Genomic DNA, 12,730 nt, shown 5'->3' on the forward strand with positions numbered 1-12,730 from the left:
GCGGGGGCGGTTCAGCGGGTGTAACTTTGCAGTCTGCGCAAGTTTGGCGCGGTTCTCCCACTCCGCTGTGCTGCCCTGAGGATGCCCATGTCTCGTTCCGAACCGTCCTCCCGCAACGAGAAGGGAAGGGGCACGAAGGGCGCAGGAACCGGCGCGAAAGCACCCTCGAAGTCGGCACGTGCCGCCGACGCCCGGGCCGCAGCGCTCAAGGAGGCCGGTGGCCGGATGACGCACCGACAGATCCTCTTCATCATCTTCGGGCTCATGGCCGGCATGTTCCTCGCCTCGCTCGACCAGACGATCGTCGGCACCTCGATGCGCACGATCGGCGACGACCTCGACGGCATCAGCCTGCAGGCCTGGGTGACCACGGGCTACCTCATCCTGTCGACCATCTCGACCCCGCTGTACGGCAAGCTCTCGGACATCTTCGGCCGGCGCCCGCTCTACATCATCGCCATCGCGATCTTCCTCGTCGGATCCCTGCTGGCCGGCATCGCCACGAACATGTACGAGCTCGCGATCTTCCGCGCCATCCAGGGGCTCGGCGCCGGCGGACTCATGTCGCTCGCCCTCACGGTGATGGGCGACATCCTGGCCCCGCGGGAGCGCGCCAAGTACCAGGGCTACTTCCTCGCCACCTTCGGCATCTCGAGCGTCATCGGCCCGCTGCTCGGCGGTCTGCTCTCGGGAGCCCCCGAGATCCTCGGCATCACGGGCTGGCGCTGGATCTTCCTGCTCAACCTGCCGATCGGCGCCATCGCCATGGTGATCGTGCTGCTCTTCCTGCACATCCCGCACACCCGCCGCGCCGTGCGGATCGACTGGTGGGGCGTGGCCGCGGTCATCCTCACCGTCGTGCCCGTGCTGCTCGTGGCCGAGCAGGGGCGCGAGTGGGGCTGGGGATCGCCCGGCGCCATCGCCTGCTACGTGCTCGCCCCGATCGGTCTCATCCTCTTCCTCGTGGTGGAGCGGCGCATGGGCGACGACGCGATCATCCCGCTCAAGCTGTTCAAGTCCCCCACGTTCTCGATGGCCACCATCCTCGGCGTGCTCGTGGGCTTCGGCATGTTCGGCGCCATGATGACGCTGCCGAACTACCTGCAGATCGCCACCGGAGCGACCCCCACCGAGGCGGGGCTCATGATGATCCCGATGGTGCTCGGCCTCATGATCGCCTCGATCGTCTCGGGCCAGCTCATCTCGCGCACGGGCCGCTACCGGATGTTCCCCATCCTCGGCACAGGCCTTCTCGTGGCCGCCTTCTTCTACCTCACCTTCGTCTCGGCCGACAAGCCGGTCTGGTACGTGCTGATCGGCATGCTCGTGATCGGCCTCGGACTCGGCCAGCTCATGCAGACCCTCACGATCGCGTCGCAGAACTCGGTGGGCCCTCGCGACATCGGTGTGGCCACCTCGGCGTCGACGTTCTTCCGTTCGATCGGCGGCACACTCGGCACGGCCGTGGTGTTCTCGGTGCTGTTCTCGCGCCTGGAGACCACGCTGCCGGCCGCATTCGTGAATCCCCAGATCGTTGCCGGCACGGAGGCAGCGGCCGCCGACCCCGCCGTGCTGGCGAATCCGGCCAACGCAGCCATCCTGCAGATCCTCACCGACGCGAAGAGCGACCCGTCATCGATCGGCGACGCGCTGAGCGGCGACACCTCGTTCCTCGTGGGCGCCGACTCGCGGCTCACGCTGCCGTTCGTCGACGCGTGGGCGAACGCCACCCAGACCGTGTTCTGGGTCTGCCTCGCGGTGGTCGCGGTGGCCTTCGTGCTGAGCTGGTTCCTCAAGGCCACCCCGCTCCGCGCGAAGTCGGCCCTCGAGGAGGCCGCCGACGACGCGGCCGCCGCCGAGCCCACGGCCTCCCCCGCCGTGTCCCCCGCGGTGCAGGCGTCGCTCGCCGCAGAGGAGATGGGCGCCATGGTGCTCCCCGACACCAACTCCACCCCCGCCCAGCGCCCCGCCGAACACTAGCGAGGTCTGCCGAACCGTCACTTTCCACGCAACCCGCACGTGGGAAGTGTGGAAAGTGACGGCTCGGCAGAACCTAGAAGTCCTTGAGGTTGGCTCGGAGGCCGCCTGCGCCGAAGGTGGTGCGGAGGATGCCGCGGCGGCGGAGGATGGGCACGAGCTCGTCGAGCATGCGGTGGATCGTGACCGGATGCAGGTCGCCCGAGAAGATGAAGCCGTCGTTGTCGGCCTCCGCCCCGAGCTCCTCGATGAAGTCGGCGATCTCGTCGGCGGTTCCCACGTAGCCCGAGCGGTCGGCGATGCGGCCGAGGCGCGCCTTCGCCGTGAGCAGCTCCCGCAGCGTGGCGTCGGCGAACGAGTCGAGGCCGCCGAGCAGGCCCTTGATCGTGCCGCGCGAGACGTGGTCGCCGAAGATCGCCGGATCGACGGGCCGGTCGAGATCGAGCCCCGTGAGGTCGGTCTCGAGGTCGCTCGACTGGCCGGCCGCGATCTGCAGCAGGGTCGCGTCGTCGGGGTGCGCCGAGGCGTCGACGAGGCGCTGCGCCTCCTCCGGGCTCGACACCACGATCGGCTTGAAGACGAACAGCACGTCGATGTCGGCGGGGCTCCGGCCGTGCGCGAACGCGGCCGCGTGCACCTTCGCGCGGTAGGCGCGGATCGACTCGACGTCGAGCGAGGCGAGCGCGAGCTGCACCTGCGAGTTCGCCCCCGCGAACCCGAGCCCCCGCGGCGACCCCCCTGGCGACACCACGATCGGGTCGCCCGACACACTCTCTGCCGAGACGTCACTTTCGGCACCAAGAGCGGCGTTTTCACGTGAGAAGTGACGTTTCGGCAGAGTGAAGGGCAGGGCGTTGAGAGGGCCGTCGAAGCTGAAGTGCTCGCCGCGGTGCTGGAACGCGTCGAGCTTCGAGCCGTCGGCGAAGTGACCGGTCGTCGCATCCTGCACCAGGGCATCCGGGCCCCAGCTGTGCCACAGCCGCTGCACGGCCCCGAGCCACTCCTCGGCCCGGTCGTAGGCACCGTCGTGATCGAGCGGAGGCACGCCGAAGTGGCGGGAGGATCCGACGTCGGTCACGACGTTGATGCCGAAGCGGTGGTCGCTGAGGTGCTGCAGCGTCGCGAACTGCCGCGCCGCCTGGTAGGGCGAGTAGGCCAGCGGGTTCACGGTGGGCGCGATGCCGATGTGCTCGGTGACGTCGAAGAGGTAGGGCGCGAGCAGGAGCGGATCGTGCTTCGGGCCGCCGTAGGCGCTCCGGATGCGCAGGTCGAGCGTCTCGGCGTTGCCGAGCGAGAGGGCGTCCTCGATGATCACGAGGTCGAAGCCCGCCTGCTCGAGCGTGCGGATCGACTGCTGGTAGAGCTCGGGGCGGTGCCACGGGTGGTTCCACTCGTAGTACGGGTGACCCCAGCCGTGCGGGCCGAAGCCGCGGGAGAGGAACCAGCCGAAGTGCTGCGGATGCGCCACGTCAGACCACGGCCGGGTCGGCCACGGCGGGCGCAGCGGCGGGCGCGCCCGCGGGTGCAGCGGTCGCGGGTGCGGCGGCGCCCGACGCCTCGAGCGCCTGCTCGAGATCGGCGAGGAGGTCACCCGCGTCCTCCACACCGATCGACAGCCGGATGAGCCCCGGCCAGATCCCGGCCTCGGCGAGCTGCTCCGCACTCCGGTAGGCGTGGGTGGTGGAGGCGGGGTGGATGATGAGCGACCGCACGTCGCCGAGGTGGGTCATGCGCGTGAAGAGGGCGACCGAGTCGATGAACCGGCGCGCGGCATCCGCACCGCCCGCGAGCGTGAACGAGAACACCGAGCCCTGCCCCACCGGCAGGTAGCGCTCGGCGAGCGCGTGGTGGGGGTTCGAGGCGAGGCCCGCGTGGTCGACCGACTCGACGCCCGGCTGCTCGTCGAGCCAGCGCGCGATCGCGAGCGCCGTGGCCGACTGGCGGTCGACGCGCAGCGAGAGCGTCTCGATGCCCTGCTCGATGAGGAAGGCGTTGAGCGGGGAGGGCGTGGGGCCGAGCCGCGAGGCCACGACGTCGCGGGCGTAGACGGCGAAGGCGTCGGGCCCGAAGCGCTCGACGTAGCTCGCGCCGCCGAGCGCGTGGGCGGGCTCGGTGAGGTGCGGGAAGAGCGGGGCCCCGGATGCGTGGGCGGCCTGCGGGGTCTGTCCGGCCCAGTCGAACCCGTCGCCCGAGACGATCGCGCCGCCGAGCACCGAGCCGTGCCCGGCCAGGAACTTGCTCGCCGAGTGCACCACCACGTCGGCCCCGTGCTCGAGCGGCCGCAGCAGGTAGGGCGTGGCGAAGGTGTTGTCGACGATGAGCGGGATGCCGTGGCGGTGCGCGACCCCGGCCACGAGCGCGAGGTCGACGAGGTCGTTCTTGGGGTTCGGGATCGACTCCACGAACAGCGCCCGGGTGGAGGGGCGGATGGCGAGCTCCCAGGCGAGCGGATCGTTGTGCTCGGCCACGAACGAGGTCTCGATGCCGAGCCGGCCGAGGTTCTCCACGAAGAGGCCGCGCGAGCCCTCGTAGATGCTGTTGGCCGACACGAGGTGGTCGCCCGCCTTCAGGAGCGCGAGCACGGCCACCGAGACGGCGGCCTGTCCGCTGCCGACGAGGATCGCCTCGCGACCGCTCTCGAGAGCGGCGATGCGGCGCTCGACCGAGGAGTTCGTGGGGTTGCCGATCCGGGTGTAGGTGAAGCCGTCGTCGGCGCCGCCGAATCGGTCGCGGGCCTGGTCGAAGTCGTCGAACACGAAGCCGGCGCTGAGATAGATGGGGGTCGCCCTGGCGTTGACCCCGCCGGGGCCGTCGCTGCCGCGCCCGGCGTGCACCTGCCGGGTGGCGAAGCCGTGCGGCTGTCCTGCTGGTGTCGTGCGGGTCATCCCGGGCTCCTCCCGTCGATCGGCGATGCATCAGGTTCGCACGCCCGGCCCCGCCGAACGCCCTTTGCGAAGTTCTGTTACGAAATCCGGGCGCGGTACGCTTGGAGAGCGCTCTCACGAGCTGCTACCGCCACGCAAAGGAGCAGTGCACCCATGACGACCTCGTTCCCTCCCGGTTTTCTCTGGGGCTCCGCCACGGCCGCCGCCCAGATCGAGGGCGCGGCCTTCGACGACGGCAAGCAGGCCTCCATCTGGGACACCTTCTCCCGACTGCCCGGCGCCGTGCTGAACGGCGACACCCCGGATGTAGCAGTCGACCACTACCACCGCATGCCGGCCGACGTGGCGCTCATGAAGCAGCTCGGCCTGCAGTCGTACCGCTTCTCGACGAGCTGGGCACGCATCCGCCCCGGTGACGACGCCGTGAACCCCGCCGGGCTCGACTTCTACTCCCGGCTGGTCGACGAGCTGCTCGGCGCCGGCATCCTGCCCTGGCTCACGCTCTATCACTGGGACCTCCCGCAGGCGCTCGAGGAGAAGGGTGGCTGGGCGAACCGCGACACCGCCTACCGCTTCGCGGAGTACGCCGAGATCGTGCACGGCGTGCTCGGCGACAGGGTCTCGCACTGGACCACGTTCAACGAGCCGTTCTGCTCCTCGCTGCTCGGCTATGCCTCGGGCGTGCATGCACCGGGCCGGCAGGAGCCCGCAGCCGCCGTGGCCGCGGTGCACCACCAGCACCTCGCGCACGGCCTCGCCGTGCAGCGCCTCCGCGACCTCGGTGCGGAGGAGATCGGCATCACGCTCAACCTCACCAACGCCATCCCCGCGAACCCCTCCGACCCGGCCGACGCCGACGCCGCCAGGCGGCTCGACGCGCTCAACAACCGCATCTTCCTCGACCCGCTGCTGCGCGGGGAGTACCCGGCCGACATCCGCCACGACCTGGCGGAGTTCGGTCTCGACGAGGTCGACGACACGGCCCTCGTGCGGCCGGGCGACCTCGAGATCATCGCGCAGCGCCTCGACTTCCTGGGGGTGAACCACTACCACGACGACATGGTGAGCGGTCACCCCATCCCCGCCCCCGCCGACCCCTCGGTGGTGCCGGTCGACCCTCACGCGGTGGCCGGCGGGCGCGCCGTGCGCTCGCCCTTCGTGGGCTCCGAGCACATCACGTTCCCGCTGCGCGGCCTCCCCCTCACGGGCATGGGCTGGGAGGTCAATCCGGCCGGACTCCGCACGCTGCTGGTGCGGCTCGGCCGGGAGTACCCGAACCTGCCGCCCCTCTACGTGACCGAGAACGGAGCCGCCTACGACGACACCGTGTCGACGGAGCACGACGGCACGGCGGGCGGCGACATCGAGGCTGTGCACGACACCCAGCGCACGCAGTACATCCTCGATCACATCCAGGCGGTGTCGGATGCGATCGCCGACGGCGCCGACGTGCGCGGCTACTTCGTCTGGTCGCTGCTCGACAACTACGAGTGGGCCTGGGGCTACGGCAAGCGCTTCGGCATCGTGCGGGTCGACTACGACACCCTTGTGCGGACGCCCAAGGACAGCGCGCTCGCGTACGCGGAAGTGATCGCCGGAGGGGCGGGAGCCATCGGAGCGGGAGCCGGCGCGGTGGCGGCGGAATCGGCCGACCGGCCGTGATCCCGAGCGGCAACCCCACGCTCGAGATGGTGGCCGCCGAGGCCGGCGTCTCGCGCGCGACGGTGTCGCGGGTCGTCAACGGGCACGCCTCCGTGGCGCCCGAGGCCGTGGCGGCCGTGCACGCCGCCGTGGCGCGACTGAACTACGTGCCCAACCGGGTGGCGCGCTCGCTCGCGAGCCGGCGCACCGACGTGATCGCGCTGATCGTGCCGGAGTCGACCTCCACGGTGTTCGCCGATCCGTTCTTCGCGCCCGTCGTGCGCGGGGTGGCGAGGGCCCTCGCCGAGACCGACTTCACGCTCAACCTGCTCGTGGCCTCCGAGACCCGGCCCGAGAAGACCAGGCGCTACCTCCTCGGCGGCAACGTCGACGGGGCCCTCGTGGTCTCGCACCACTCCGGCGACCACTCCTACCTCGGTCTCGGCGACGCGCTGCCGATCGTCTTCGGTGGCCGCCCGCTCAACCCGGAGCTCGAGTCGCGGCACTACGTCGACGTCGACAACCGGCACGCCGCCCGGAGCGCGACCGAGTACCTCCTCGGCTCCGGCCGGCGCCGGGTGGCCACGATCGCGGGGCCGCAGGACATGCCCGCCGGCATCGACCGGCTCGCCGGCTGGCGCGACGCGATCGAGGCCGTGGGGGGCGACGTCTCGCTCGCCGAGCACGGCGCGTTCACCCAGCAGTCGGGGGCCGAGGCCGCGATCCGGTTGCTCGATCAGCACCCGGCATCCGGTACCGGCTCCACCGGCGCGGGCTTCGATGCACTCTTCGTGGCGAACGATCAGATGGCGGCGGGCGCCATCCAGGCGCTGCGGATGCGCGGACTCGCGAGCCCCACGGACATCGCGGTGGTCGGGTTCGACGACGACGCCTTCGCGGCCACGCTCGATCCGCCGCTCACCACGGTGCGCCAGCCGGCCACGGAGCTCGGCGTCTCGATGACCGAGCTGCTCGTGCGGCTGATCTCCGGCGAGGAGGCCCCGCATCGCACCATCATCCCCACGGAGCTGGTGCGGCGCGGAACCGCCTGACGCTACTCCGCGCCGGCGGCGAGGGCCTCCACGAGCTGGTCGAGACCCCAGGGCAGCGACAGGGCGGTGGGCGGGGAGACCGCGGCGATGTACTCGGTGCCCACGAGCTGGGCCACGGTGCCGGCCTTCACGGCGGGGATGACCGAGGTCTGCGGGGCGGTGAGGAACGCGTCGGCCTCGGCCTGCGTGTCGGAGTAGCTCAGCACCACGTCGGCCTCGAGCTGGTCGAGCTGCTCGTAGCTCAGGGTGGAGAAGAACGTCGAGTCGCCGTTGGCGAGCTCGTCGACCGAGGGTGCGCTCTCGAAGCCGAGGTCGAGCATGAACTCCACCCGCGGATCCTCCTTCTTGTAGACGTAGAAGGTGCCTGCGATGTCCCAGACGGCGGCGATGGTCTTGCCCTCGAACTCGGGGTGCGCCGCGGCCTGCTCGGCGAGCTGGTCGTCGATGCCCGCGAGCACCTCCTCGGCCTCGGTCGACTTGCCGAGCGCCTCGCCGACCGTGGTCACGACGTCGCGCCACGGGGTGCTCCAGGCCTCACCCGGGTAGGCCACGGTGGGGGCGATCTGGCTGAGGGTCTCGTACTGCTCCTCGGTGATACCCGAGTAGACGGCGAGGATGACGTCGGGATCGGCCTCGGCGATGGCCTCGTAGGGCGGCTCGTCGGGCGACTCGGGGAGCACGGTGGGCAGGTCGGCGCCCGCGGCCTCGACGGCCTCGGCGACCCAGGGCAGCACGCCGTTCTCGTCGCCCGCGTAGGAGTCGAACGGGATCGCGACGGGGATGGTGCCGAGCGCGATGGCCGCGTCGGTCGAGCCCCAGCCGAGCGTCACGACGTTCTGCGGGTCGGCCGGCACGACGGTCTCGCCGAAGGCGTGCTCGATCGTGACGGACTCGCCGGAGCCGGCGCCCGCATCGGCGGTCGAGGGCGTCTCGCTCGAACCGGCGGCGCAGCCGGTCAGCACGAGGGCTGCGGCGAGCGTCGACGCGGCGAGTGTCGCGAGGCGGGGACGGAGACGGGGCACGGGTTCCTCCAGGGAGTTCAGGGCGCTGTGGGTGCTGTGGGTGCTCAAGGTGCTTGTAAGGGTTGCCTTACCTAACCATCGTAGGTCACGCAGGCGTGCTTCGGAACCGTCCCCGGGGCACGACCATCGGCGATCCGCTCACGGGATCGTCGATCACGAGGGCCTCGAGCCCGAAGGCGCTCCGCACGATCTCGGCCGAGATGACGTTTCTCGGGGCCCCCTCGGCCACGATCCGCCCGCCCGACATCACCACGAGGTGGTCGGCGTAGCGCGCGGCGAGGTTGAGGTCGTGCAGCACCATCACCACGGTCGTGCCGCGCTCGAGATTGAGCTCGTGCAGGAGGTCGAGCACCTCCACCTGGTGGGTCACGTCGAGGAAGGTCGTGGGTTCGTCCAGCAGCAGGATGTCGGTCTCCTGTGCGAGAGCCATCGCGATCCAGACCCGCTGCCGCTGACCTCCCGAGAGCTCCTCCACGCGGCGCTCGGCGATGCCGAGGGTGTCGGTGGAGCGGAGGGCGGTGGCGACCGCGTGGTCGTCGGCCGCGGTCCACTGCCGGAACAGGCCCTGGCGCGGAAAGCGGCCGCGGCCCACGAGGTCGGCAACGGTGATGCTCTCGGGCGCCACGGGCTGCTGCGGCAGGAGGCCCACGAGCGTGGCGAGTCTCTTGCTCGGGTAGCGGTGCACGTCGGTGCCGTCGAGCAGCACCGCACCCTCCTCGGGCTTCAGCAGCCGGGCGAGCGCGCGCAGGAGCGTCGACTTGCCGCACGCGTTGGGGCCGACGATCACGGTGACCCCGCCGTCCGGGATCGCCACGTCGAGGGCGTCGACCACCCGGCGGCCGTCGTAGCCCAGGGACAGCGCCTCGGCGCGCAGCTCGTGCGAGCTCATGCGGTTCCTCTCGTTCGGTTGCCGCGGGCGAGGAGTCCGAGCAGGATCGGTGCGCCGACGATGCCGGTGACGATGCCGACCGGCACCTGCAGCCCCGGGAAGGCGTGCTGGGCGATGACGTCGGCTCCGGTCACGACCACGGCCCCCACGAGCGCACTCGCCACGAGGGCGGAGGCGGTGCCCGCCCCGCCGAGGAGTCGCCTGGCGATGGGCGCCGCCACGAAGGCCACGAAGGCCACGGGGCCGGCGGCCGCGGTGGCGACGGCGGCGAACCCCACCGCCACGAGGGTGAGCAGCAGGCGGGTGGGGGTGACGCGCACGCCGAGACCGGCGGCCGTCTCGTCGCCGAGCTGGAGCATCCGGAGCCGTGGAGCCAGGAGGATGAGACCGATCACGAGCACGAGCCCGGCCGTGGCCGTGACGGCCAGCTCCTCGCCCTTCACCGTGCCGATGCTGCCGACGAGCCAGACGAGTGCCGACTGGGCGTCGCGCACGTCGGCGCGCGTCAGGAGGTAGCCGATGAGCGCCTGGGCGAGGAAGGCGAGCGCGATGCCGATGAGCACGAACCGGGAGCCGGCGACGCCGTTGCGCGTGGCGAGGAGCGTGATGAGCCCTGCCACCACGACGGCTCCGGCGAAGGCGGCGAACGAGACGCCGATACCGCCCCAGCCGAGCACGAGGATGGCGCCGACCGCCGCGGCGCTCGCACCCTGCGAGATGCCGATGATGTCGGGGCTCGCGAGCGGGTTGCCGAGAAGGCTCTGGAAGACGGCGCCGGCGAGGCCGAACGCCGCGCCCACCAGGAGCCCGAGGGTGAGGCGGGGGAGCCGGAGGCCCTGCACCACGAAGTTGTCACCACCGGAGCCGAGGCCGAGGAGCGAGGCCACGACGTCGCCGGGCGCGAGCACGCGGTCGCCGAGCACGAGGGCGAGGCAGGCCAGCACGACGAGCAGGACGACGAGCACGCCCATGACGATCAGGCGGCGGCCGAGGCCGATTCGGCGGACGGCCGCGAGCATCCGCCGGTCGGCGAGCGGGTCGGGCACGACGGTTTCGGGGCCGGGTCTGGGGCCGGGCGTGGGGCCGGATGCGGAGCCGGGCGTGGGGCCGGAACCCGAGCCGGGCATGGGTCCGGGCGTTGCGCCGGTCACCGGATCACGCCCCGATCGCGTCGCACGAGCGCGATGAGCACGGGCGCGCCGATGACGGCCACCACGATGCCCGCCTCCAGCTCGGCGGGCTGGGCGATGAGGCGGCCCAGGGTGTCGGCCAGCACGAGCAGGATGGCGCCGAGGGGCAGCGAGTACGCCGCGATCCAGCGGAAGTCGGCCCCCACGAGCCGCCGGGCCACGTGCGGCACGACGAGCCCCACGAACACGAGCGGGCCCGCGAGCGAGGTCGCCGACCCGCAGAGCAGGATGACGGCGATGCCCGCGACCACGCGAGTGAGACCCACCCGCTGGCCGAGCCCCCTCGCGACGTCGTCGCCGAGGGCGAGCCCGTTCAGGCTGCGGCCGAGCACGAGCGCGAGCACGGCGCCCACGAGGAGGAAGGGCGCGAGGGTCACGACCGTGCCGGCGTCGCGGGCCACGAGCGAGCCCACCGACCAGAAGCGGTACTGCGCGAGGGTGTCGAGGTCACGCAGCAGCACGAGCGTGGTGAGGGCGGTGAGCACCGCGGTGACCGCGGCCCCCGCGAGGGTGAGGCTGAGCGGTGTGGGCCCGGTGCGGCCGGAAGCGACGGCGTAGACGAGCACGGCGGCCACCGTGGCGCCGAGGAACGCGAACCAGATGTAGCCCGCGGGGCTCGCCACGCCGAAGACGGCGATCGAGATCACGACGGCCAGGGAGGCCCCCGAGTTCACGCCGAGGAGGCCGGGATCGGCCAGCGGGTTGCGGGTGAGGCCCTGCATGAGCGTGCCGGCGAGGCCGAGAGCGGCGCCGGCGACGACGCCGACGATCGTGCGCGGCACCCGGAGGTCGAGCACCACCATCTGCTCCACCGCATCGCCACTCCGGCCCCCCGAGAGCGCCTCGAGCACGGTCGAGACATCGATCGAGCGCGAGCCGAGGAAGAGGCTGAGGCCGACCGCCACGAGCACGCCGACGAGGAGGCCGCCGAGCCCGAGCACGCGGATGAGACGGCGCCTCGCCGGGGAGTGGTGTGCCGAGAGGAGCTCAGCCGCGCCCGGCTTCCCGGCGTTCCGCGGGGTCGCGGTCACCGGCGGGCGGCTCTCACTGGCCCTCGGCCTTGCCGAGCCGCCAGTAGCCCATGAACGCCACGCGGTGCCTGTCGACGCCCGTCTCGCTCACGAGCAGGCGGCGGAGCTGCTTGATGCACGCGGATTCGCCCGCGAGCCAGGCGTAGAAGCGGCCGGCCGCGTCCTCGGGCGAGTCCCAGAGCATCTCGACGTCGACGTCGATGTCGGCGAGCTCCTGCGCGGAGTCGGCGAGAGCGGGGGCGATCCGGTCGCGGTGGGTGCCCACCCAGTCGCGCACGGCATCCAGGAGCGGGGTCGCGCCCGCCGGGTGCTCGTCGCGCGCGAGCCACACGAGGTCGACGTCGGCGGCGGTCTCGAGCGCCCAGTGGTCGCCCGCGTGCGGCACCTCGATGAAGGCCTGGGCGCGGGTGCCGGCGGGGAGGGACTCGAGGATGCTGCAGATGGCGGGTGCCGCGGTCTCGTCGCCCGCGAGCAGGTAGTCGACGGCCTCGCCCGGGTGCCAGTCGAGGCCGAGCCGGTAGTCGATGCTGAGGTCGTCGGGCCCCACGATGACGATCTCGTCGCCCACGGTGGCGCTCTCGAGCCAGCCGGCGGCGGGGCCCTCGGGCGCTCCGGTGGCGCTCGCGTGCACCACGAAGTCGACGTCGAGCTCCTCGGGTGCGTCGGCGGTGGCGGGGCGGATGGCGCGCACGGTGTAGGTGCGGAAAGGGTTGCGGAGCGCCTCGGGCAGCTCGCGCCAGGACTGGTACCAGGTGCCGGCGTCGAGGCTCTCGTCGTCGAACCAGAAGTCGCCGCCGTAGGTCTTGTCGGCGAAGGGCACCACGATCTTGATGCGCTGATCGAGCCCGGCCGTGCCGAAGCGGTCGAACTCCGGGCCTGTGAAGGTGACCCGGCGGAAGCTCGGGCTCACCTGCTCGATGCGCACCACCCGCGACCGGAACGGCCGGTACGAAGGCCGCGCGGAGCGCTCGGCGTCGGTGCGGGCTTGATAGGTAAGCATTACCTAATTATGCACCGGATGCCTCCGCGCCCGTGGTCTGGGA

10 protein-coding genes are annotated in these 12,730 nt (G+C 71.8%); 3 read left to right on the forward strand and 7 right to left on the reverse strand.

The features are described 5' to 3' along the window. The first annotated feature begins 225 nt into the window (after positions 1–225). Positions 226–1,980, forward strand: coding sequence for an MDR family MFS transporter (locus tag N1028_RS03590; RefSeq protein ID WP_259525884.1), 1,755 nt, complete (start codon positions 226–228; stop codon positions 1,978–1,980). A 73-nt stretch (positions 1,981–2,053) separates the two neighbouring features. Here the strand turns inward: N1028_RS03590 and N1028_RS03595 are convergent, their stop codons facing one another. After that, positions 2,054–3,445 (reverse strand): LLM class flavin-dependent oxidoreductase, encoded by a 1,392-nt coding sequence (locus N1028_RS03595; RefSeq protein ID WP_259525450.1) that lies wholly within the window; start codon positions 3,443–3,445, stop codon positions 2,054–2,056. A gap of 1 nt (position 3,446) precedes the next feature. Continuing rightward, the gene (locus tag N1028_RS03600; RefSeq protein WP_259525452.1) at positions 3,447–4,862 is read right to left on the reverse strand and encodes an O-acetylhomoserine aminocarboxypropyltransferase/cysteine synthase family protein; all 1,416 of its coding nucleotides are present in this window, start codon (positions 4,860–4,862) and stop codon (positions 3,447–3,449) included. A gap of 153 nt (positions 4,863–5,015) precedes the next feature. Between N1028_RS03600 and N1028_RS03605 the strand changes: the two genes are divergently transcribed. Both N1028_RS03605 and N1028_RS03610 read left to right on the forward strand, forming a co-directional pair. Continuing rightward, complete coding sequence (locus N1028_RS03605) at positions 5,016–6,524, forward strand: glycoside hydrolase family 1 protein (RefSeq protein WP_259525453.1); 1,509 nt, start codon at positions 5,016–5,018, stop codon at positions 6,522–6,524. Positions 6,525–6,550: 26 nt separating this feature from the next. Further along, on the forward strand, positions 6,551–7,555 hold the full coding sequence (locus tag N1028_RS03610) for a LacI family DNA-binding transcriptional regulator (protein WP_259525885.1): 1,005 nt from the start codon (positions 6,551–6,553) through the stop codon (positions 7,553–7,555). A 2-nt stretch (positions 7,556–7,557) separates the two neighbouring features. On the opposite strand, the gene N1028_RS03615 is transcribed toward N1028_RS03610, so the two are convergent. The 5 genes from N1028_RS03615 to N1028_RS03635 all read right to left on the reverse strand — a co-directional run bounded on the left by N1028_RS03615 (position 7,558) and on the right by N1028_RS03635 (position 12,687). Beyond that, positions 7,558–8,577, reverse strand: a complete 1,020-nt coding sequence (locus N1028_RS03615; protein ID WP_259525454.1) for an iron-siderophore ABC transporter substrate-binding protein — start codon at positions 8,575–8,577, stop codon at positions 7,558–7,560. Between the two features lie 85 nt (positions 8,578–8,662). After that, positions 8,663–9,466 (reverse strand): ABC transporter ATP-binding protein, encoded by an 804-nt coding sequence (locus N1028_RS03620; RefSeq protein ID WP_259525456.1) that lies wholly within the window; start codon positions 9,464–9,466, stop codon positions 8,663–8,665. Next, on the reverse strand, positions 9,463–10,617 hold the full coding sequence (locus tag N1028_RS03625; RefSeq protein ID WP_310795564.1) for a FecCD family ABC transporter permease: 1,155 nt from the start codon (positions 10,615–10,617) through the stop codon (positions 9,463–9,465). The genes N1028_RS03620 and N1028_RS03625 overlap by 4 nt, the downstream gene beginning before the upstream one ends. Beyond that, entirely contained in the window at positions 10,614–11,687 is a 1,074-nt protein-coding gene (locus N1028_RS03630) for a FecCD family ABC transporter permease (RefSeq protein WP_259525457.1), read from the reverse strand. The genes N1028_RS03625 and N1028_RS03630 overlap by 4 nt, the downstream gene beginning before the upstream one ends. A gap of 13 nt (positions 11,688–11,700) precedes the next feature. Then, a complete protein-coding gene (locus tag N1028_RS03635; protein WP_259525458.1) occupies positions 11,701–12,687 on the reverse strand; it encodes a siderophore-interacting protein in 987 nt (328 codons plus the stop codon). Positions 12,688–12,730: the final 43 nt, after the last annotated feature.

Source organism: Herbiconiux oxytropis (assembly GCF_024979315.1).
Lineage (GTDB): Bacteria > Actinomycetota > Actinomycetes > Actinomycetales > Microbacteriaceae > Herbiconiux > Herbiconiux oxytropis.